Source organism: Deltaproteobacteria bacterium, from assembly GCA_019912665.1.
GTDB lineage: Bacteria > Desulfobacterota > GWC2-55-46 > GWC2-55-46 > GWC2-55-46 > UBA5799.
In genome coordinates, this window is sequence record JAIOIE010000030.1 from 15,720 (window position 1) to 38,019 (window position 22,300).

General features: G+C 58.7%; 20 protein-coding genes. All 20 read left to right on the forward strand.

Annotated features, from left to right (window positions below; translation table 11 throughout):
* Positions 1 to 50: 50 nt before the first annotated feature.
* The 20 genes from argF to K8I01_12460 all read left to right on the forward strand — a co-directional run bounded on the left by argF (position 51) and on the right by K8I01_12460 (position 22,124).
* Positions 51 to 974, forward strand: a complete 924-nt coding sequence (argF, locus tag K8I01_12365; protein ID MBZ0221211.1) for an ornithine carbamoyltransferase — start codon at positions 51 to 53, stop codon at positions 972 to 974.
* A gap of 1 nt (position 975) precedes the next feature.
* Complete coding sequence (locus tag K8I01_12370) at positions 976 to 2,292, forward strand: argininosuccinate synthase (GenBank protein ID MBZ0221212.1); 1,317 nt, start codon at positions 976 to 978, stop codon at positions 2,290 to 2,292.
* Complete coding sequence (locus K8I01_12375) at positions 2,289 to 3,098, forward strand: fumarylacetoacetate hydrolase family protein (GenBank protein ID MBZ0221213.1); 810 nt, start codon at positions 2,289 to 2,291, stop codon at positions 3,096 to 3,098. Before K8I01_12370 ends, K8I01_12375 begins: the two co-directional genes overlap by 4 nt.
* Positions 3,099 to 3,171: 73 nt before the next feature.
* Positions 3,172 to 4,410 carry an LL-diaminopimelate aminotransferase gene (locus K8I01_12380; protein MBZ0221214.1) on the forward strand — a complete coding sequence of 413 codons (1,239 nt, stop codon included), beginning with the start codon at positions 3,172 to 3,174 and terminating at the stop codon, positions 4,408 to 4,410.
* A gap of 107 nt (positions 4,411 to 4,517) precedes the next feature.
* Complete coding sequence (gene folK / locus K8I01_12385; GenBank protein ID MBZ0221215.1) at positions 4,518 to 5,006, forward strand: 2-amino-4-hydroxy-6-hydroxymethyldihydropteridine diphosphokinase; 489 nt, start codon at positions 4,518 to 4,520, stop codon at positions 5,004 to 5,006.
* Positions 5,003 to 5,275: a hypothetical protein gene (locus K8I01_12390; protein ID MBZ0221216.1), complete on the forward strand. Its 273-nt coding sequence runs from the start codon at positions 5,003 to 5,005 to the stop codon at positions 5,273 to 5,275. The genes folK and K8I01_12390 overlap by 4 nt, the downstream gene beginning before the upstream one ends.
* Before the next feature lie 176 nt (positions 5,276 to 5,451).
* Positions 5,452 to 6,252 (forward strand): 3-hydroxy-5-phosphonooxypentane-2,4-dione thiolase, encoded by an 801-nt coding sequence (gene lsrF, locus K8I01_12395; protein ID MBZ0221217.1) that lies wholly within the window; start codon positions 5,452 to 5,454, stop codon positions 6,250 to 6,252.
* On the forward strand, positions 6,201 to 7,271 hold the full coding sequence (locus K8I01_12400) for a zinc-dependent dehydrogenase (protein ID MBZ0221218.1): 1,071 nt from the start codon (positions 6,201 to 6,203) through the stop codon (positions 7,269 to 7,271). Before lsrF ends, K8I01_12400 begins: the two co-directional genes overlap by 52 nt.
* A 13-nt stretch (positions 7,272 to 7,284) precedes the next feature.
* The gene (locus tag K8I01_12405; protein ID MBZ0221219.1) at positions 7,285 to 8,148 is read left to right on the forward strand and encodes an NAD(+)/NADH kinase; all 864 of its coding nucleotides are present in this window, start codon (positions 7,285 to 7,287) and stop codon (positions 8,146 to 8,148) included.
* 19 nt (positions 8,149 to 8,167) lie between these two features.
* Entirely contained in the window at positions 8,168 to 9,886 is a 1,719-nt protein-coding gene (gene recN / locus K8I01_12410; GenBank protein ID MBZ0221220.1) for a DNA repair protein RecN, read from the forward strand.
* A gap of 97 nt (positions 9,887 to 9,983) precedes the next feature.
* Positions 9,984 to 10,463 carry an N-acetyltransferase gene (locus K8I01_12415; GenBank protein MBZ0221221.1) on the forward strand — a complete coding sequence of 160 codons (480 nt, stop codon included), beginning with the start codon at positions 9,984 to 9,986 and terminating at the stop codon, positions 10,461 to 10,463.
* Positions 10,460 to 11,821, forward strand: coding sequence for a TldD/PmbA family protein (locus K8I01_12420; protein ID MBZ0221222.1), 1,362 nt, complete (start codon positions 10,460 to 10,462; stop codon positions 11,819 to 11,821). The genes K8I01_12415 and K8I01_12420 overlap by 4 nt, the downstream gene beginning before the upstream one ends.
* Entirely contained in the window at positions 11,818 to 12,495 is a 678-nt protein-coding gene (locus K8I01_12425; GenBank protein ID MBZ0221223.1) for a Crp/Fnr family transcriptional regulator, read from the forward strand. Before K8I01_12420 ends, K8I01_12425 begins: the two co-directional genes overlap by 4 nt.
* A 367-nt stretch (positions 12,496 to 12,862) precedes the next feature.
* Positions 12,863 to 13,783 carry a M23 family metallopeptidase gene (locus K8I01_12430; GenBank protein ID MBZ0221224.1) on the forward strand — a complete coding sequence of 307 codons (921 nt, stop codon included), beginning with the start codon at positions 12,863 to 12,865 and terminating at the stop codon, positions 13,781 to 13,783.
* Between the two features lie 266 nt (positions 13,784 to 14,049).
* Complete coding sequence (secA, locus tag K8I01_12435) at positions 14,050 to 16,767, forward strand: preprotein translocase subunit SecA (GenBank protein ID MBZ0221225.1); 2,718 nt, start codon at positions 14,050 to 14,052, stop codon at positions 16,765 to 16,767.
* Positions 16,768 to 16,819: 52 nt separating this feature from the next.
* The gene (gene argJ, locus K8I01_12440) at positions 16,820 to 17,995 is read left to right on the forward strand and encodes a bifunctional glutamate N-acetyltransferase/amino-acid acetyltransferase ArgJ (GenBank protein MBZ0221226.1); all 1,176 of its coding nucleotides are present in this window, start codon (positions 16,820 to 16,822) and stop codon (positions 17,993 to 17,995) included.
* Positions 17,996 to 18,007: 12 nt separating this feature from the next.
* Entirely contained in the window at positions 18,008 to 18,430 is a 423-nt protein-coding gene (locus tag K8I01_12445; GenBank protein MBZ0221227.1) for a HEPN domain-containing protein, read from the forward strand.
* A 52-nt stretch (positions 18,431 to 18,482) separates the two neighbouring features.
* Positions 18,483 to 19,262 (forward strand): prepilin peptidase, encoded by a 780-nt coding sequence (locus K8I01_12450; GenBank protein ID MBZ0221228.1) that lies wholly within the window; start codon positions 18,483 to 18,485, stop codon positions 19,260 to 19,262.
* 1 nt (position 19,263) lies between these two features.
* On the forward strand, positions 19,264 to 20,784 hold the full coding sequence (locus K8I01_12455) for a HAMP domain-containing protein (protein ID MBZ0221229.1): 1,521 nt from the start codon (positions 19,264 to 19,266) through the stop codon (positions 20,782 to 20,784).
* Positions 20,781 to 22,124 carry a sigma-54 dependent transcriptional regulator gene (locus tag K8I01_12460; GenBank protein ID MBZ0221230.1) on the forward strand — a complete coding sequence of 448 codons (1,344 nt, stop codon included), beginning with the start codon at positions 20,781 to 20,783 and terminating at the stop codon, positions 22,122 to 22,124. The genes K8I01_12455 and K8I01_12460 overlap by 4 nt, the downstream gene beginning before the upstream one ends.
* Positions 22,125 to 22,300 lie beyond the last annotated feature (176 nt).

The window sequence follows — 22,300 nt, forward strand, 5'->3', positions numbered from 1 at the left end:
AACCGATCACCTTGAAAGCGGCAAGTATTCAAAAAACGCGGGAGCGGATAATGCACCTCCTTACAATAGACGACCTCACGAAAGAAGATATAGACCGCCTCATAGGAAGCGCGGTCACGCTCAAGGCGCGGCATAAGAAAGGAATCCCGCATAATCCTTTACGCGGGAAAACGCTCGCGCTCATATTCGAGAAGTCCTCAACGAGGACCCGAGTCTCCTTCGAGGCCGCCATGCACCAGCTCGGCGGGAACGCCATATTCATGAGCCAGAGGGACTCGCAGATAGGCCGGGGCGAGCCCATAAAGGACACGGCGCGAGTGATGTCAAGGTACGTTGACGCCGTGGTCATAAGGACTTTCGGCCACGGGATAATAGAGGAGTACGCAAGGTATTCTTCCGTCCCGGTCATAAACGGCCTTACGGACCTACACCACCCATGCCAGGTGCTCGCGGACCTCATGACGGTGGTTGAAAAAAAAGGCGGGTACGAAAGCATAAAGGCCAGCTGGATAGGTGACGGCAACAACATGGCGAACTCGTGGATAGAGGCGGCCATGCTACTGCCATTCGAGCTTACGCTCGCCTGCCCGAAGGGATACTGGCCCGACAAGGCGATACTGGATAAGGCCGTTGCCGCGAACCCGTTGATACGCGTGACCGAAAGCGTGGAAGAGGCCGCAAGGGGATCGGACGTCCTCAATACCGACGTCTGGGCGAGCATGGGGCAGGAGGAAGAGGCCGAGGCGAGGAAAAAGGCCTTCGAGGGCTACCAGATAAACGAGAGGCTCCTTGGACTTGCGAAGAAGGACGCGATAGTGCTTCATTGCCTCCCCGCGCACAGGGGGGAGGAGATAACCGACGAGGCGATGGAAGGCCCTGCCTCAGCAATATGGGACCAGGCCGAGAACAGGCTTCACATACAGAAGGCCGTGCTAGAATGGCTGCTGGCCGGAAAACACAGCGAAGGAGCTTGAGATGTCAAGGGGTGTTGGCGTTAAGAAGGTCGTTTTGGCGTACTCCGGGGGGCTCGACACCTCGGTCATAATGAAGTGGCTCATCGAGAAGTACGGGTGCGAGGTCATAGCGTTCTCCGCAGATATAGGGCAGGGAAACGTCGAGATAGACGGCATAAGGAAGAAGGCCTTCGCCACGGGCGCCAAGAGGGTCTATATAAAAGACCTTAGAGAAGAGTTCGTAAGGGACTTCGTATTTCCGATGCTCAGGGCCTCTTCGGTCTACGAGGGAGCGTACCTCCTCGGCACGTCAATCGCCAGGCCTCTCATAGCCAAGGCCCAGATGGAGATAGCCGCTAAGGAGCGGGCGGACGCCGTATCGCACGGAGCTACCGGAAAGGGCAACGACCAGGTCCGATTCGAGCTCGCCTATTATTCGATGGACCCGCATATAAAGGTCATCGCGCCCTGGAGGGAGTGGGACATGAAGGGCAGGGCGGACCTCGTAGATTACGCCAGAAAGCACGGCATACCTGTGCCGGTCACGAAGAAGAAGCCCTACAGCTCGGACAGGAACCTCTTCCACATAAGTTTCGAGGGCGGCATACTCGAAGACCCCTGGGCCGAAGCGCCTGAGAGCATGTACGTGCTGAGCGTCGCTCCTGAAAAGGCCCCGAACAGGGCTACGTACGTCGAGATAGGCTTTGAGAACGGGAACCCGGTATCGGTGAACGGAAGGAAACTATCCCCGGCAAGGCTCCTTGAGCTACTCAATGAGATGGGCGGCAAGAACGGGGTCGGCAGGCTCGACATGGTCGAGAACCGCTACGTGGGTATGAAGTCCAGGGGCGTCTACGAGACTCCCGGCGGCACGATACTCCACGCCGCGAGGAGGGCGGTTGAGTCCATCACCATGGACAGGGAACTCCTGCACCTCCGGGACAGCCTTTCGCAAAAGTACTCGACCCTCGTATATAACGGCTACTGGTTCTCGCCCGAGAGAAAGGCCCTGCAGTCCCTTATCGACGAGGCGACATCCGGCGTTACGGGCGTTGCGAGAGTCAAGCTCTACAAGGGCGGGGTGATGATAGTGGGCAGGAAGGCCGAGCAGTCGCTCTACCACCCGGACTTCGCCACCTTCGAGGAGGATACGGTCTATAACCAGAAGGACGCCGAGGGGTTCATAAAGATAAACGCCCTTAGGCTCAAGATAAAATCGATGGTGGAGGGTGCCGCCGTCGTAAAGCCGAAGAGGGCGGTAAAGAAGGCAGCCAAAGCCACGAAGGCTGCCCCGGCCCAGAAGGGCGCGGCCATATCCGCAAAGGGAGGCAGGCATTGAAGCTTTGCAGGTTCGAGTCCTCCGGAAAGGTCCTCTACGGGATTATTGAGGACGGGAGCGTCTTCGAGCTGGATTCAAATCCTTTTTCCGGGTCGTTTGCGCTTACAAGGGACCTCATCCTTTCTACAGGCCATGACCTCGAAAAGGTAAAGCTACTTGCGCCGGTCTCCCCGTCGAAGATAGTCGCCATAGGGCTAAACTATCGGGCCCATGCGGCCGAGTTCGGAAAGCCCCTGCCGGAAGAGCCCATGCTCTTCATGAAGCCCTCGACAGCGGTCATCGGCCCTGAGGACGAGATAGTCTATCCCTCGCACATGTCCCACAGGGTGGACTACGAAGGGGAGCTTGCGGTAGTCATCGGTAAGACGGCAAAAGAGGTCCTTCCGAGGGACGCATCCGATTACATACTCGGCTACACCTGCCTGAACGACGTTTCGGCCCGCGATCTCCAGAAAAAAGACGGACAGTACACCCGGGCGAAGGGCTTCGATACCTTCGCGCCCATTGGGCCTTGCATATCGACCGGCCTCGATCCCCTCGATACCATTATAAAAACGCGCCTTAACGGCGAGACGAAGCAGGACACCTCGACGAGGGACATGATATTCAATGTGTTCGAGCTCTTAAGCTTCGTCTCCCACGTCATGACGCTACTCCCGGGCGACGTCATCGCGACCGGGACCCCCTCGGGGGTGGGCAAGATGCGGCCCGGCGACACCGTCGAGGTCGAGATAGACGGTATAGGCGTATTGAGGAACACGATAGCCGAGGGCAGGGCTTCCAGGAAGCTCTGGGCTGACGGTTAGTCTTGCAGAGAAGCTTTTTTTGTTCTAATATGTCTCATTCATCCAGTTTGGAATAAGGAGGTTCGCACCAGAGATGCCTGAGGATTTCATCCAGGGTTCTTTCGCGGAGAGGATAGGGGGAAAACTCTTCGGAAAAAGCCAGAAAATCTACAAATTTGAGAAGATAAAGAGGGCCAAGGCAGAGGCCAGGAAGAGTAACCCCAATGCGGAGCTCTTTGACTTCGGCGTGGGCGAGCCTGACGAGATGGCCTTCCCGCCGGTGGTAGAGGCCCTTAAGCTCGAGTGCGCAAAACCCGAGAACAGGGGCTATTCGGATAACGGCATACAGGAGCTGAAGGAAGCCGCAGCAAGATACCTCGACAAGGTCTATGGCGTCGCGGGGATAGACCCGGCAAAGGAGGTCGTCCATTCCATAGGCTCGAAGCCAGCGCTAGCCATGCTCCCGGACGCCTTCATAAACCCCGGGGACGGCGTGCTCATGACCGTGCCGGGGTATCCCATCCTCGCCACCCATACCGAGTGGAACGGCGGGCGTGTAGTGAAGCTCCCGCTAAAGGAAGAGAACGGGTTTTTGCCGGACCTGGATGCCATCCCGGCTAAAGACCTCGCCGGGATAAAGCTACTTTATCTCAATTATCCCAATAACCCGACCGGCGCCGCCGCGACTCCTGAGTTCTTCGAGAAGGTCGTCGGGTTCGCGAAGAAGAACAAGATAATCGTCGTCCACGACGCCGCCTATGCCGCGCTCTCCTTTGACTCGAGACCCTTGAGCTTCCTTTCGGTCCCGGGCGCGAAGGAGGTCGGCGTGGAGATACACTCCTTTTCCAAGGCCTTCAACATGACCGGCTGGAGGCTCGCCTTTGTCGCCGGGAACGAGAAGGTCGTATCCGCCTACGCCCATGTAAAGGACAATTACGACTCGGGCCAGTTCATCGCCATACAGAAGGCGGGCATCTACGCCCTCGACCATCCGGAAATAACGGAAAAGATATCGGACAAATATAAGAGAAGGCTTAAGCTCATGGTCGAAGCGCTTGAGGGCTGCGGCTTCTCGGCCGTAATGCCCAAGGGCTCCTTCTATCTCTATGTCCGCGCCCCTAAAAAGGCAAAAAAGACGAACACGGTCTTTTCTTCAGCCGAGGACGTCTCCGAGTACCTCATAAAAGAGGCGCACATCTCGACCGTGCCCTGGGACGACGTGGGGAGCTACCTGAGGTTCTCCGCGACCTTCGCGGCCAAGAACAAGGACGAGGAATACAGGGTCATAGAGGAGTTTAAAAAGAGGCTTAAGGGCCTGGACCTCGAGTTCTGAGGAAATAGGCAACCTTAAAAATGGTTGCCTGATGCTCATCATCTGACCGGGCCTGAATCCGTTTACGCGGTTCAGGCCTTTGTTTTTGGGACAGGCCTTTGTATCTGATGGAAGAACGGATATTCATAGCCATAGGCTCTAACCTCGGGGACAGGGAAAGGAACATCCGCGAGGCGACAAGGCTTGCTGAAAAAGGCGGCGGGCTTACTGTCGTCAAGGTAAGCCCGCTGTACGAATCGGAGCCCTGGGGACCTCAGGACCAGCCGAGATTCGTGAACGCTGCTATGGAGGCAAGGAGCGAGTTGCCGCCCGGCGAGCTATTACGGTACCTTAAGGGCATAGAGGCGGAGATGGGTAGGCGGGAGGCGGAAAGGTGGGGCCCGCGCCTCATTGACCTTGATATAATATTCTACGGCTCGAGGGTGATAAAGGGCGAGCGCATCGAGGTGCCGCACCCCCGCGCCCATGAGCGGGCCTTTGTCATGGTCCCCCTCTCGGACATCGCGCCCGGGTTCGTCGACCCGCTTTCTGGGGCCACTGTCTCCGAATTGGCGGAAAGGCTCGGAAAAGAAGGGTTAAGGAGAATGGAAGGTTGAAGAGCGTACTCATATTATTGGCCATATTCTTCATCGTGCTCGCGCTTAAAAAGGCGCTCGAATCAAAAAAGGCGCGCGGGGCCGGAGAGGCCTCGGTCCACCGCGATACTGTGCGCCACGGGCGCGGCGACAGCGAGGAGATGGTGCTGGATACGGTTTGCGGGACATACGTTCCGATAAGCTCGGCTTTGAAGTCGTCTGAAGGCGGCAGGAGTCTTTTTTTCTGTTCCGAGGAGTGCAGGGCGAAGTTCATGGCGGGCCACGCCTGAGGCGGGTTTCGGCGGTTTTTACGGACAAACCCGGAATAAATACAGTTGACGCGGACCCCTCGGCTTGTTATCCTGATTTTCCGAAATCCCCCTCGGCTCGGCAGGGGGAAGCTCTTGTTTTAGAAAGATTTTTGCGGTCCGTTCCGCTTGAAAACTTATCTCAGGAGGGCACACACATGGGTTGGGGGAAGAAAAACCGTCTTGCGAAGATAATACGGCCGGAAACCGGAAGGACCGTCATGTTAGCCGTTGACCACGGATACTTCCTCGGCCCCACGAGCGGGCTCGAAGAGCCTGGGAAGACCATAGCCCCGCTTGTGAAGCACGCGGACTGCCTCATGCTTACGAGGGGGGTCCTCCGGGCCTGCGTCGACCCCGGCGTGGACGTGCCCATAATGCTCAGGGTATCGGGCGGGACGAGCATACTCGGCAATCTCGCGGACGAGGGCACGACGGTCTCGATGAGGGACGCCATCAGGATGAACGCGGCGGGCGTGGCCCTTTCGATATTCGTCGGCTCGGAGCTCGAAAGAAAGTCGCTTCTCGCGCTCGCGGACCTCATAAACGAGGCCGAGGAGTTCGGGATTCCGGTACTCGCCGTTACCGCGGTCGGGAAGGATATGACGAGGGACGCGCGCTACCTTGGCCTAGCCTGCAGGATAGCCGCAGAACTCGGCGCCCATGTCGTCAAAACCTACTACTGCGAGGACTTCGAGAAGGTAGTAAAGAACTGCCCGGCGCCCATAGTAATTGCGGGCGGCAAGAAGATACCCGAGAGGGAAGCCATAGACCTCTCCTATAACGCGATCTCCAGGGGCGCTGTGGGCGTGGACATGGGTCGGAACATCTTCCAGTCCGAGCATCCGGTCGCCATGATAAAGACAGTAAGGGAGATAGTCCACAAGGACCTTAAGCCCGACAAGGCATGGGACCTCTTCAAGACGCTGGCAGGCGAAAAGGAGACAGCCGCCCGTTGAAGGCCGCCGTATACTACAACAATAATGACGTCAGGGTAGAGGAAAGGCCAGTCCCCGCCATAGGCCCCGGAGAGGCGCTCGTAAGGATAGAGGCGAGCGGCATCTGCGGAAGCGACGTCATGGAATGGTACAGGATAAAAAAGGCCCCCCTTGTCCTGGGCCATGAAATAGCCGGGACAATAGAAAAGACCGGCCCCGGCGTAAAGGGCTTCAAGCCCGGCGACCGGGTGACGGTAGCGCACCACGTGCCCTGCAATACCTGCAGGTACTGCCTCGCCGGGAACCACTCGGTATGCGACACGCTCCGCTCGACCAACTTCGACCCCGGCGGGTTCTGCGAGTTCGTGAGGGTCCCGGCCATAAACCTCGACAGGGGCACCTTCATCCTTCCGGATAATGTGAGCTTCGAGGACGGGACATTCGTAGAGCCCCTCGGCTGCGTTGTCCGGGCGTTCAGGGTGGCAAGGTTCTCCCCTGGCATGAGCGTTCTAGTAATCGGCAGCGGCATGTCGGGGCTTCTTCATATACGGCTTGCGCGGGCCCTCGGCGCCGGGAAAATAGCGGCTACGGACATAAACAATTTCAGGCTCGATTCCGCTACCCGCTCGGGCGCGGACCTCGCGCTGGATGCGCGTACGGACGTGCCAGCGAAAATACGGGAAGCCTTCGGAAGGCCCGTTGACCTCGTCATTATATGCGCGGCGAGCGACTCGGCCATAACACAGGGCCTTAAGAGCGTTGACCGCGGCGGCACCGTTATCTTCTTCGCGCCCAAGGAGCCGGGAGGGACCTACCCCCTCCCGCTCTTCGACCTCTGGAGGGACAATATCACTATCATCAATTCCTATGCCTCTCCGCCGTATGAAACCCTCGTCGCTTTGGAGCTAATCGCCTCCGGAAGGGTCAGGGTCAACGACCTCATAACGCACAGGCTCGGACTGGATGAAGCGCAGGAAGGGTTCAGGCTCGTCGCCGGGGCCGGGGAATCGATAAAGGTCGTGATAGTGCCGCAGAGGTGATGAGGAGTTTCATTTGAAGAGGTTAGGCCTAATAGTCAAGGTAAGCAACCCCGAGGCGATCAAGCTCGCCGACAGGATAGCTGACTGGGTCGTCGAAAGGGGCGGCGAGGTCTTTACCGACGAGGGGCTCGCCCTCATGATAAAGAACGCCGGGGCAGTCCCCATAAAAGACCTCCCCACGAGCGTCGATCTGATAGTCGTCCTCGGCGGCGACGGCACCATGCTCCACGCCGCGAGGCTCATAGACGGCAGAAAAGTCCCAATCCTCGGTGTGAACATGGGAAGCCTCGGCTTCCTCACCGCAATAACAGTCAAGGAGGTCTTTCCGCTACTTGAAAAGATAGAGCGCGACGACTTCGTACTCGAGGAACGGATGCTCCTCTCGGTCGAGCACGCGAGGGAGGAGAGGGTCCTCTCGACCCACAAGGTCCTGAACGACGCCGTCATAAAGGGCGAGAGCGCGAGGCTCGTAAGGCTCGAGACCCGCATAAACAGGGAATATGTGAACACCTACAGGGCCGACGGCCTCATCGTGGCTACACCTACCGGCTCGACGGCCTACTCCCTCTCCGCCAACGGCCCGATACTATACCCGACCATACACTCCATAATAGTGGCCCCCATATGCCCGTTCAATCTCACGAACAGGCCGGTGGTCATACCGGACTGGATGACCGTGGACGTGACCGTGAGCCCGGAGCAGTCTAATATCGAGCTCATACTCGACGGCCAGGTGAACCTTCCGCTCGAGAGCGGCGACATGGTCAAGATAAGGCGCGCCGGCGAGAGCGTCTATCTCGTGAGATACGACGGCAAGAGCTATTTCGAAATCCTCCGGGAGAGGCTCATGTGGGAGGTCGGCATGGTTAGGAACTGAACCGCTGCCGGGCCTGCTTATGCTGCTTGAACTGAGTATAAAGGACTTCGCCATAATAGAGTCCCTCTCTATCGGGTTCGGCCCGGGCCTTAATATCTTCACCGGCTCGACCGGCGCGGGAAAGAGCATCATCATGGACGCGCTCGCCCTGGTCCTCGGCGACAGGGCCTCTGGCGACCTTATCCGCGAGGGTAGCGTTGAGGCACAGGTGGAGGCCCTCTTCGATGTTTCGGGCGTAAGGGGGGGCGGCCTGGATGACGTGCTCACGGAGGCCGGTTTCCCGGCCTCGGACGAGCTTGTGATCAAGAGGGTCGTCCAGCGGGCCGGAAGGAACAGGATATATATAAACGGGAGCCTCTCGACGCTTGTTACGCTCACCGAGGTCGGGCGGAGGCTTATAGACATATACGGCCAGAGCGAGCACCAGTCCCTTGCAAGGTCTGACGAGCACGTAGAGGTGCTCGATTCGTTCGGCGGCCTTTCCGGGCTACGCACCCTAATGGCCTCGGCATACAGGGATATGGCCGAGGCGAGGCGCGAGCTCGAAGCCCTCTTGAGCGAGGCCAGGGGCGGGAGGGAAAGAAAAGATTTTCTTTCCTTTCAGCTGAATGAGCTGTCGGCAGCCGGGTTAAAGCCCGGCGAGGAAGAGGAGCTAAAGAGCCTAAGGGAAAGGCTCCAATCAGTTGGGAAACTCAGGGAGGCTACCGAATTTTCCGAACGGGCCATTTATTCGGATTCAGGCTCGATAACCGAGAGGCTCGGGGCGGTCGCGAGGGCTTTGAAGGAGGTCTCCTCGCTCGATGAGCGGCTTAAGGACGCGGCAGCGAGGGTGGAGGCAAGCCTCCTGGAGCTTGAGGATACAGGCGCGTTCTTCCGGGATTACGCCTCCTCGATAGAGGCCGACCCCGATGCCCTGGAAGCGGCTTCCGAAAGGCTCGACCTCATCGGGAAGCTCAAGAAGAAATACGGCGGAAGCGTCGATGAGATGCTCCTTAAAAAAGAAGCCCTGGAAAAAGAGCTCGGGCTTCTCGAGAATACGGACCTCAAGCAGGCGGAGCTCGAAGCAAGGTACAATTCCGCGCATTCAAAAGCTGCCGGGATAGCGGGCGATCTGCACGCCGGAAGGCTTGAGGCCGCAAAGGGGCTCAAGGCCGGCATAGAGGAAGAGCTTACGAACCTCGGAATGAAGGGCGCCCTCTTCGAGCCTCTGGTCGAAAAGGACATGGGGCAGGACGGCGGCCCTAGGCTTACGGAAAAGGGCTCTGACAAGGTTAGTTTCCATATAGCCGCCAACGAGGGCGAGGGCCTCAAGCCCCTTTCAAAGGTGGCTTCCGGGGGCGAGCTTTCGAGGATAATGCTCGCCATAAAGAGCGTAATATCCGCGGGCAGGGTCCCGACAATGGTCTTCGACGAAATAGACACAGGCGTAAGCGGCGCCATTTCACAGGTTGTGGGCCTTAAGCTTAAAAAAGTGTCCAAGGCCAACCAGGTGCTTTGCATAACGCACCTGCCGCAGGTCGCGGCCTTCGCGGACAGGCACTTCGCGGTCTCGAAGGAGGCAACGGGAGGGAGGACTGTCACGAGGGTCAGGGAGGTCTCTGGCGAGGACAGGGTGGACGAGATATCCTCCATGCTCGGCGGCCTCAAGGTAACGGAAACAACGAAAAAGCACGCATTAGAGCTGATGGAGGCCGCGGACAAACTCGCCAGGCCAGGCAAGGCTCTGAAAAAATCTTGAGGGGACCTTTCGACGGAAAGTTCCCCCCCCCCCCCAAAGATTTTCAGCAACTTGCACTGTCGGCCTGCCGGGCCGCCCAGGAGGAAAAAGGGTAGAATTGGTAAGGAAGGCGCTTCTTTCAGACGTAGAGAGCATACACCAGATAGTCGAGGCTTTCGCCAAGCGGGGCATAATGCTCCACAGGTCGGCCTCTGACATCTGCGCGACGCTGAGGGACTTCTTCGTATACGAGGAAGGAGGGAAGATACTCGGGACCTGCGCGCTGCATATAGCTTCGCCGGAGATGGGCGAGGTTAGGTCCCTTGCCGTAAGGAGCGGGCATACCGGGAGGGGCATAGGCACCAAGCTCGTGACGGCCTGCCTGGACGAGGCCGCGGAGCTGGGCTTAAAAAGGGTATTCGCGCTCACCTACAAGCCGGGGTTCTTCAAAAAGCTCAGGTTCAAGTGCATAAGCAAGGAGGTCCTGCCGCACAAGATCTGGGGCGACTGCATAAAATGCGTGAAGTTCCCGAACTGCGACGAAATAGCCGTCATAATCGAGCTCGCGGGCGGACCGCGGGAAAGGGGGCAGGCGTGAAGGGATTTCTTGACGATGCCGGCGCGGAAGAGACGATCGGGAGGCTCAGGAAGCTCTTGAAGGGCAGGGCGGATTCGTACGAGATATATTTCTCGCTCCAGAAGGGGCTCGGGGTCGAGGCCAAGGACGGGGCTGTGGATGCGTTGAAGGCCCGGTCGAGCAGGGGCGTGGGATTACGGACCATATCCGGGAGGAGGCTCGGTTTCGCATTTTCGAGCGTTCTCTCCGAGAGCGCGCTCTCGGAGCTCGTAGAGAACGCGATTTCTGGAAGCAGGGAGGCTTCCGAGGACGAGTATCTCAGGCTCCCGGAGCCCCAGCAGGGCCTTCCGGAGGAAGACTTGGGGCTATTCGACGGCTCGTTCGGGGCGAGGCCCGAGGAGGAGCTCATAAAGGCTGCGGTCGAGATAGAGGAAGCGGCCCTCTCATTTGATAAGAAGGTAAAGAGGGTGAGGAAGGCTTCGTACTCGGAATCCCTCGGCGCGGGAAGGCTCGTCAACTCGAACGGAGTCGACATAGTCCACGCTGCCACCTATTACAGCGGTAGCGTCACCGCCGTAGCGGAAGGCGACGGCGAGGCCCAGATGGGCTGGGAGATGGGGACCGGCCATAAGGGAGCGGACGTGGACAGCCGCGCAATCGGCGGAAGAGCCGCCGAGAACGCCGTTAAGCGCCTCGGCGCAAGGACCATAAAGACTACAAGGTGCGGGGCGATGATAGAGAACACGGTCGCCTGCGAGCTCCTTGAAGCCCTTGCCGGGTCGTTCCTGGGCGATGGCGTCATAAAGGGCAAATCCATGCTCATAGGAAAAAAAAGGAAAAAGGTCGCGTCCGGCGCGCTCAATATCTGGGACGACGGGGTCATAAGGGGCGGCTGGGCCACCTCCGCCTTTGATGCCGAGGGCACGGCCTCGAGGAAGACCGCGCTAATCCTTGAAGGCGTCTGCCAGGGCTATCTCTACGATACCTACTGGGCCGGAAGGGCAGGCGCCGCCTCGACGGGTAACGCCGTGAGAGGCGGTTACAAGTCAACGCCCGGAATAGGCATAACGAACCTCTACATCGAAAAGGGCGAAAGGGGGTTCGAGACTCTCCTCAAGGAGCTTGGAAACGGGCTTTTCATAACCGAGCTCCTGGGTGTGCATACAATCAACGCCGTAAGCGGGGACTTCTCGCTCGGGGCCGCGGGCTTCCGGGTGGAGAACGGGGAGGTCGCCTACCCTGTAAGGGGAATGGCCGTCTCCGGGAACCTGCTTGGGCTTTTCTCGGGCGTGACCGAGTGCGCGTCGGACCTGAGGTTCATAGGGTCCATCGGCGCGCCCAGCCTGCTGGTCGAAGAAATCGAGGCGAGCGGAACATGACTGACGTAAAGGAAGACGCAAGGAAGTTGAAGGAAGTCCTGGCCCTGAACCCGCTTTTCAAGGGGCTCGAGGACTTCTATATAACCGACCTCATCCCGAGGGCGGAGTTGAGGTCCTGGCCCGGCGGCATTCAGGTCATCACGGAGGGCGACGAGGGCGACGCCGTATATTTCATCGTCTCCGGGAAGGTCAAGGTCACGCTCTACGGCGAGGAAGGCCGCGAGATAGTGCTCGCGGTCCTCAAGACCGGCGACATGTTCGGCGAGATGTCCATAATGGACGACAAGCCCAGGTCCGCGAACGTCGAGGCCGTTACCGACCTCTCATGCCTGGTCATAGGCAAGTCCGCCTTTCTGGAATACCTCTCGAAGCACCATAAAGTGTACATGCGGCTATTCGCCTATCTTACCGGCAGGCTCAGGGAGGCTACGAGGAAGATAGGCGGGCTCGCGCTCCTGGACGTCTGCGGTAGAATCGCCCACACTCTCATCGGCATGGCCAACGCCGAGGGGTCCGATGAAAAGGTCATAGCCATAGAGAGGCCCACTCACGAAGAGCTCGCGGCCATGATAGGCTCCTCCAGGGAGGTCGTGAGCAGGGCCCTTAAGAAGATGACCCAGGAGGGTTATATAAAGATAGAAAAAGGCAGGATACTCCTTTACCTCACCGAGTGACCCGGGTCACTGCCCCCGACGCTCGCCTCAAGTATACTCATCCCGTGCTTACGGCCCGCCGCGGGCTAAATAGCTTGACACGGGAGCGCTGAGTATGCTAATGAATCTCCACTCGAAAAAGCACCCGCAAGACCCGGGAACCCCGAAGTCCGTACCTTTTTTTCAAGTTTTTCCCTTGCGCGCCGATATGAAATGGCGGCAAAAACACCGAGACCCTTTCCACCCGCTGAAAAGACCGGGCCTGGAAGGCTCACCATGAGCGGCAGCCGTCCTTAAGCCGCGGTAATCCCGCAATACGGCTTTAAACCCGGGCTCTCCGGAGCAGCCCCGGGCAGAGCGAAAAAATCCTGGAAGGGAGGACCTCACGTTGGATAGGCGGTTTCTTACGCTCTTTGTCCTTGCGAACGACGCTTCCAAACCGAGAAAACTGAATATCCCCTTCAGATATCTCAAGGTAGCAGGAGTTCTTTCCATCGTCTTTTCCCTCGCCCTGGCCTTCGTAATAATAGATTACATGAGGCTCAGGGTGAACCACGTCGAGTTCTCATCGCTTAAGAAGGAAAACTCCGAGCAGAAGGCCGTGCTCCAGGGCTTCGCCTCCAAGATAAGCGACCTCGAAAGCCAGCTGGCCAGGCTCAACCTGTTCGACAAGAAGATACGCATAATCGCGAATATCGAGAAGGACCCCAAGCCGGCCGGAGGCGCCGAGCAGGTGCTCGGGATGGGAGGCGATTCCTCGGTTGACGAGAACACGTTCCCGTCCGCCGGAGCGAAGGTCGACGAGCTGGTAGAGAAAATGCGCTCCGACCTCCTTAACCTCGAATACCAGGCCGCTCAGCAGGAGGAGAGCCTTGTCGAGCTTAGCGACCACCTTGTAAATAAGTCGGTCATGCTCGCCTCCACGCCGTCGATATGGCCGGCAAAGGGATGGGTCACCTCCAGGTTCGGGAGCAGGATCTCTCCTTTTACTGGAGCACCCCACCACCATGCCGGGATAGACATAGCCAACAGCATAGGCACCCCGGTAATCGCGCCTGCGGACGGCATAGTCGTCAAGGCGGCAAAGGAGGCGAACCTCGGCAGGGCCGTGGTCATCTCGCACGGGTACGGGATCAAGACCACTTACGGGCATCTTTCCGAGACGTTCGTAGCCGTGGGCCAGAGGGTCAAGCGCGGCGCAAAGATAGGGACCATCGGAAACTCGGGACGCTCGACGGGGCCCCACCTCCATTACTCGGTATCCTTGAACGGGATAAACGTCAATCCCGAAAAGTACATACTCGACTGAACCGGTTCCATCAAGGCATGGAAAGGCCCCCGGAGAGTTCCGCGGGGCCTTTTTATTTTGAATGAAAGCCGCTCGTGTGCGCTTTTAAAAAGGATTTCGGCCGGTATGGAAATATTGTTATAATTATGCTATTATAATTGTTTTCCGGTCCAAGGCATATTTATGCCATAATAACCGCGATATGCCGGATTAATGAGCAATATCCCGGCGGTTGCATAAAGGTTCTGAATTCAGGCCGCCCGTAAAAAAAGGGAAACCAGGGGAATATGTTAAACAGTCTGCTTAAAAAAGTTTTCGGCTCCAAGAACGAGCGCGAAGTCAAACGGATGGCGCCCATAGTCGAGGAGATAAACTCCCTTGAGCCGTCCATGAAGGCCTTGAGCGACGAGGGCCTGAAGGACCTGACGCTCAGGTTCAAAGAGGAGCTTGCCTCGGGTAAGACCCTGGAAGACATCCTCCCGAGGGCGTTCGCCGCCGTGAGGGAGGTTGCGTGGAGGCGCCTTAAGATGCGCCACTTCGACGTCCAGCTCATGGGCGGATACGTCCTTAACAGCGGCAAGATATCCGAGATGAAGACCGGCGAGGGAAAGACCCTCGTCGCCACGCTCCCGCTCTATTTGAACGCCCTTACCGGCAAGGGCGCGCACCTCGTGACGGTGAACGACTACCTGGCGAGGAGGGACAGCCACTGGATGGGCACGGTCTATCACGCGCTCGGCCTTACGGTGGGCATCATCCAGAGCGATGAGAGCTATATCTACGACCCTTCCTACACCGATGGGCCGGGGAGCTTCACTCACCTCCGCCCCGTAACGCGGAAGGACGCCTATAACGCCGACATAACCTACGGCACCAACAACGAGTTCGGGTTCGACTACCTCCGCGACAACATGAAGTTCTCGCTCGACGAGTACGTCCAGCGGGAGCACAACTTCGCCATAGTGGACGAGGTTGACTCCATCCTCATAGACGAGGCCAGGACCCCGCTAATCATCTCAGGGCCGACCGAGGACTCTACCGACAAGTACTACGAGATAGACCGTATAATGCCCGGGCTCAGGAAAGAAGACCACTTCACGGTGGACGAGAAGGCCAAGCAGGTCCTCCTTACCGAGGAGGGCATGAACAGGGTTGAGGAGCTCCTCGGCATAGAGAACCTCTACGACCCGGCGCACATAGAGACGCTCCACCACGTAAACCAGGCGCTTCGCGCCCACGTCCTCTTCCACAGGGACGTGGACTACGTCGTGAAGGACGGCCAGGTCATAATAGTCGACGAGTTCACTGGGCGCCTCATGACCGGGAGGCGCTGGAGCGACGGGCTCCACCAGGCGGTCGAGGCCAAGGAGAAGGTCAAGATAGAGAGCGAGAACCAGACGCTCGCCACCATCACCTTCCAGAACTACTTCAGGATGTACGAGAAGCTCGCTGGCATGACCGGCACCGCCGATACCGAGGCCGCCGAGTTCAGGAACATATACAACCTCGACGTCGTGGTCATCCCGACGAACAGGCCGCTTGCCAGGGTGGACGCAACGGACCTCGTCTACAAGACCAAGAAGGAGAAGTTCAAGGCCGTAATAAAGGACCTTGAGGAGTCCTACAGGCAGGGGAGGCCCGTGCTCGTCGGCACCATCTCCATCGAGGACTCCGAGCGCCTCGCCAAGATGCTCGTAAGCCATAAGATCCCTCACCACGTGCTTAACGCGAAGCAGCACGAGCGGGAGGCCGAGATAGTCGCCCAGGCCGGCAGGCTAAAGGCCGTCACCATATCGACCAACATGGCCGGAAGGGGAACCGACATACTCCTCGGCGGAAACCCCGAGTACCTTGCCTCAGCCCGCGCCGGCAAGGACGACACGAACCCCGAGTACAAGGCCGCGCTCGAGAAGGCGAGGGCGCTCTGCGAGGAGGAGAAGGCCAAGGTGCTCGCTTTGGGCGGCCTCTACATCCTCGGCACCGAGAGGCACGAGTCCAGGCGCATAGACAACCAGCTCCGGGGCCGCGCGGGCCGCCAGGGCGACCCGGGCTCGTCAAGGTTTTATATGTCGCTCGAGGACGATCTGCTGCGCATATTCGGCTCGGACAGGATAGCCTCCATAATGGAGAGGATAGGAATGGATGAGGACGTGCCCATCGAGCACGGCCTCGTCTCCAAGGCCATAGAGAACGCGCAGAAAAAGGTCGAAGGGCATAACTTCGACATAAGGAAGCACCTCCTGGAATATGACGACGTCATGAACCAGCAGAGGACCGTCGTCTACGGGTACAGGAAGCAGATACTCGGCCAGCAGGGGCTCCGGGAGATGGTGAAGGAGTTCTCCGAGGAGGCCGCGAGGGAACTGGTCGGGACGCACGTCGACGAGAAGAGCCATGTCGAGGACTGGGACCTAAAGACAATAAACGACGCGGCCATGATGCAGTTCGGGATGCATTTCGGCCCCGATGACATGCAGGGCGTGAACAGCCGCGAGGCCCTTGCCGAGGGCATAGCCGAGAAGGCGTGGAAGTCCTACGAGGATAAGATAGCTATCGTGGGCGATGAGGCCTTCCTCCAGTTTGAGAAAGTGATACTCCTCCACACGCTCGACTCCTTATGGAAGGACCACCTCCTTTCAATGGACCACCTCAAGGGCGGCATAGGCTTAAGGGGCTACGGCCAGAAGAACCCGCTCCAGGAGTACAAGAAGGAAGGCTTCGAGCTCTTCGCGGGCCTCATCGCGAGGCTCCGTAGCGAGGTATGCGAGCGGCTCTTCAAGGTGCAGATAAAGATGGAGGAGAACGCTCAAGCCGCCCCGCCGCCTCCTCAGCCCAGGCAGAGCCAGCAGAGGGTGAGGTACTCGAGAGGGGAGGAGGCCGAAAGCGCCCCCGAAAAGGAGCAGCCTGTCGTAAGGGCGGGCGAGAAGGTAGGCAGGAACGACCCGTGCCCATGCGGGAGCGGTTTGAAATACAAGAGATGCTGCGGCATGACCGTGGCAAGATAAGGCGGCGGAAAGCGGGATGGCGGATTTCACGAAGGCCGGCAGGCAGTTCGATCTGAGGGTGCCGGGATTCAGGGCCGCGGGCGCGGCTGCAGGCATAAAAAAGAACGGAAAAAAGGACCTTGCAGTCATCGTGAGCGACTCCCCGGCATCAGTTGCGGGGGTCTTCACGACCAATTCCGTCAAGGCCGCCCCGGTCCTCCTCGACATGAAGAGGATTAAAAAAGGGCTGGCGAGCGGGCTTCTGGTGAATAGCGGCAACGCCAACGCGTGCACAGGAAAAGAAGGCATGCGGAACGCGGAGGCCATGGCCGAGATGGCCGAGCGCACGCTGGGGTTGAAGAAAGGGAGCTTACTCGTCGCCTCGACCGGAGTAATCGGCGTGCCGCTCCCTATAGATAGGGTGGAAAAGGGCCTGCCTTTACTTTCCAGATCCCTCGGGTATGAGGGCCTGGGCTCGGCGGCAGAGGCCATGATGACCACAGACGCCTTTCCCAAGAAGACCATCCTGAAAGCGAAGCTCGGCGGCGTTGAAGTCACCCTCGCCGGGATCGCAAAGGGCGCGGGCATGATATGCCCCAATATGGCTACGATGCTCGCCTTCTTTTTTACCGACGCCAGCATAAAAGCCCCCGCGCTCTCAAAGGCCCTGAAAGCCGCAGTCGACCGCTCTTTCAACAGCATAATCGTCGATAATGACACCTCTACCAACGATACGGTCCTTGCCTTCGCGAACGGCGCCGGGAACGGCGGCGAAATAAAAGATGGCACAAGGGAGTTCGATTCTTTCACTGAACTCCTCACCGCGGCTTCTACCGAGCTAGCCCACATGATAGTAAAGGACGGAGAGGGCGCGACAAGGTTCGTGGAGATCGAGGTCTCGGGCGCGTCAAGCGTCGCAGAGGCAAGGAAGGCCGCCCGGACCGTCGCGGAGTCCTATCTTTGCAAGACCGCCTTTTTCGGAGGCGACCCGAACTGGGGGCGCATAATCGCGGCCATAGGCAGGGCGGGCGTAAAGATGAGGGAAGAAAGGACCAGCATCTCCTTCAACGGCGTGCAGGTCGTTCTAAAGGGACTCGATACAGGCAGGGAGAAGGAAGCTGCAAGGGCCATGAAGAAAAAGGAGCTCCTGGTGCTGGTCGATATCGGCGCGGGCAGGGGCTCGGACAGGGTCTGGACGACCGACCTCACCTACGAGTACGTCAAGATAAACTCCGCTTACAGGACTTAAGGAGGGAAATCCATGGAACCTTTTCTCAAGGAAGCCGAAAAATGGCTGAGGCAGGCCGAATACGACCTCAAGGCCGCGGAGTGGACGCAGCAGGGCGGCTTCCATGCCCAGGCCACCTTCCTTGCGCAGCAGTCCGCTGCCAAGTCCCTGCGGGCTTTCCTCTTTTTAAGCAAGGAGGACGCCCGCGAGACCCGCTCGGTCGTAGAGCTTATCGACAGGGCCATAGTCCATGAGGAGGAGTTCAGGAAGTTCGTCGGCTCGTCCAGGAGCCTCGACCTCTATTACAAGACCTCGCGCTTCCCTGACGCCATCCCCGGCGGCATACCATCCGAGGTGATATCAGACAAGGAATCAGTGGAGGCGATACGCCAGGCAGCCGACATCATCGCCATAGTCGAGAAGAAAAGGAAGTCGGCCCTCCCGGAAAGCCTTTGATCTTGCGCCAAACCGGCGCTCCGGTCCTTAAGCCGCGGTGAATATTCAGCCGATGTCCGTAGACCTCATCCTCATCCTGCCCCTTGTTTTCGGGGCCATAGTTGGCAGCTTCCTGAATGTCTGTATCCACAGGATACCTCTGGGCGTTTCGGTCGTATATCCCCCTTCGAGCTGTCCGAACTGCTCAAAGAGCATACCCTTTTACCTGAATATACCTGTCATAAGCTATGTGTTGCTGCGCGGCAGGTGCTCCTCGTGCGGCGAGCCGTTCTCGGCGAGGTACCCTGTAGTCGAGGCCTTTACGGCCCTCGTTGCGCTCTTCACCTTCTTAAGATTCGGCCCCACTCTGGAGGCCGCGGTTTATTTCGTATTCCTCTCCGCGCTCATAGTCATAACCTTCATAGACCTTGACCTCAAGATCATACCTGACGTCATAAGCCTTCCGGGCATTGCCGCCGGGCTCATGGCCTCGTTCTTTCTCCCTTACCCGGGGGTGCTTGATTCTTTTATCGGCGCTGCCGCCGGCGGCGGGGTGCTATTTGCGGTCGCCTGGGGGTATTACCTGGCGACCGGGCAGGAGGGCATGGGCGGCGGGGACGTGAAACTCCTGGCCATGATAGGCGCGTTTCTTGGCTGGAAGGGCGTAATACTTACGCTCCTCATCGGGTCTTTTGCCGGCGCGCTCATAGGCGCTGTCTTGATGCTCGCGCTCGGCAAGGGTTCGAGGTACGCGGTGCCATTCGGCCCGTTCCTGGCCTTGGGAGCGGCGGTGCATCTCTTTTTCGGTGAGTCGATCATAAGCTGGTACCTCTTAAGGGCTACGGGCGGCTAAAATGAAAAATGGCCTCGGCATCCGGTTCCAGCTAACCGCCAGCATGGTCATAATGACCGTCGCGGGAATAGGGCTCATAGGACTCCTCAGCGTAAAGATAGTCGAGAGGAGCGCGCTCATGTGGAAGGCGAGCCAGGCAGGGGACATGGTGAGCTTCGTCCGCGCCGCGTTCAGGGTCCAGAAGGAGGTAGCGGTTGCCGCAAGCATCACCGGGGCGGCCTTGAAGGAGGCGGGGGTTGCTTCTTTCAGGCTTGTTGGCCCGAACGGCAGGACGCTTGTAGCCGAGGGCTCGATGCAGGAGGGGCCCGGCGAGCGGTTCGCGTCCACGGAGGGGTTCGAGGCCTTCAGGTACGGCGGCGGCTGGTTCATGGGCGCCGGCGAGAGCCTCCGCATATCAGCGCTGGTGAGCTGGCCGGGGCAGGGGAACGGCAGGATCGAGTTCGTCCTGAGCCTCGCCGATATAAACGAGGAGATGGCCGGGGTCAGAAGGTTCCTCCTCATTTACGCCCTTCTCGACTCCGCCGTCATTATCATATTCGGCCTCTTCCTCCTTTCGCGCTCTGTCGTGGGGCCGCTTAAGCGCCTCGAGGAGGCGGCTACCAGGATAGCCGGAGGCAGGCTTTATGAGCGGGCCAGGGTCGACGTGGAGAACGAGATAGGGAGCCTCGCCTCGTCCTTCAACAGCATGGCCGGAAGGCTGGAAGAGGAGATAAGGTCTCTTGAGCGCGTGAACGTCGAGCTCATGACCGCGCAGGACGAGCTTTTGAGGTCGTCGACCCTTGCCGCGGTCGGGAGGCTCGCCGCGGGCATAGCGCACGAGATAGGAAACCCTCTGGGAGCGCTCAGGGGCTACATGGACCTCCTCGGCAAGGGCGGCCTTGACCGCTCCGAGGAGGCCGAGATAGTCGAGCGCGCCTCCAGGGAGGTGTCGAGGATAGATTCAATCGTTAGGGAGTTCCTGGAGGTGGCCCGGCCCCCTCGTCGAGAAGGGGCCGCTGTCGCGCCCGTGGACGTGAACGCGCTCGTAGAGGATACGCTTACGGTCCTTTCAATGAGGGATGATTTCAAAGGTGTGAGGGCGGAGATGGATTTAACGGAGGGGCTTTCGCCAGTGATGGCGGACGGGGGGAAGCTCAGGCAGGTCTTCATGAACCTCCTTCTTAACGCCGCGCATTCAATGGATGGGATGATTGATAAGCCTGTGAGGATATCGACAGGCACAGAGAGCCGGCCCAAGAAGGCCGGGAGAAGGAGAAGCGACCAGCCGCTCGGGACCGATGCCTCGGCGATGGAGTTCATTACGGTCTCTTTTTCCGACAGCGGCTCCGGCATATCCGGGGAGGACGCGAAGAGGGTCTTTGACCCGTTCTTTACGACCAAGGGGGCGGGCAGGGGCACGGGGCTCGGGCTTTTCGTCTCGCAGTCGATAATAAACGCGCACGGCGGGGAGATATCGTTCAGGTCGGTCCCAGGCGAGGGCTCGGTCTTTACCGTCGCCCTCCCCTCCGGGAGGAACCGATGAGGATACTCATAATCGACGACGAGGAGTCGATGCGCCACATGCTTTCCGTGATCCTCAAGAAAGAGGGCTATGATACGGTCTCGGCCCATGACGCTCAAGCCGGGCTTACGCTCCTCGAAAAGGACGAGTTCGATTTCATTCTCTCGGACATACGGATGCCCGGAATGGACGGGACCGGGCTCCTTAAGGCGATAGCCGATAAGGGCGTTGCCTCTCCCGTCATAATAATGAGCGCCTACGGCTCGATGGACTCGGCAATGGAGTGCATGAAGCTCGGGGCCTACGACTACATATCCAAGCCCTTCAAGGCCGACGAAATAGTGCTCGTCCTGAGGAAGGCCGAGGAGAGGGAGAGGCTCCGGAGGGAGAACAGGAGGCTCAAGGAGGAGGCCGCGAGGGAATATGACGTGTCCGGCATAAGGACCTCCGACCCCGTTATGGAGGGGGTGCTCGGTCTCGTCCTCAAGATAGCGGATTATTCGACCTCGGTCCTCATTACGGGCGAGAGCGGCACCGGCAAGGAGCTTGTCGCCCGGGCGATACACTACGGCGGCAGGCGCTCTGGCGGGCCTTTCGTCGTCGTCAATTGCGGGGCCCTTCCCGGACCGCTACTTGAAAGCGAGCTCTTCGGCCACGTGAAAGGCGCGTTCACCGACGCCCACAGGAGCAAGGCCGGGCTTTTCCAGGAGGCCGAAGGCGGCACCATTTTCTTAGACGAGGTCGGCGAGCTGCCGATGGAGCTCCAGGTAAAGCTCCTTCGCGTTCTGCAGGAAGGCGAGGTAAGGAGGGTCGGCGACAACAGGCCGGTAAAGGTGGACGCAAGGGTCGTCGCCGCCACTCTAAGGGACCTTAAGCATGAAATATCGAGGGGCGCTTTCAGGGAAGACCTTTTCTACAGGCTGAACGTAATCGAGGTAAAATTGCCGCCCCTCAGGGAGCGGCAGGGCGACGTACCGCTACTCGCCGAATGGTTCGTCGAGAAGTATGCGCGAAAATTCATAAAGCCGCCCAAGGCGATTTCCGCCGGGGCAATGGAGGCGCTAAAGAGATATTCTTGGCCCGGCAACATAAGGGAGCTCGAGAACGTCATAGAGAGGGCCATGATACTCGAAGAGACCGGGACCATAAGGGAGTCCTCCCTCCCGCTCCTTGCCGGACCCGAGGCCCCAAGGAGCGCTGGACCTTCCGACCTCTCCATCAAGAAGGCCCAGGAATCAATGGAAAGGGAGCTTATAAGGAAGGCGCTCGACCAGACCGGGAATAACAAGACAAAGGCCGCCATGCTCCTTGAGATAAGCCACCGGGCCCTCCTTTATAAGATAAAAAGTTATGGACTATGAAAAAAGTGCATAGTTCCATGACACCCTTCCATATATGACTTTAAATAAATCAATAACTTAGGTTTTGGCACGACGCTTGCTTTTCGGAATAGGCAGAATAGGCGCCCTTTCATGTGCACGGGTTCTCTAAGGCCTTACGCCTGTTGAGATCCTGTTTCGATCTGCATAACGAACCC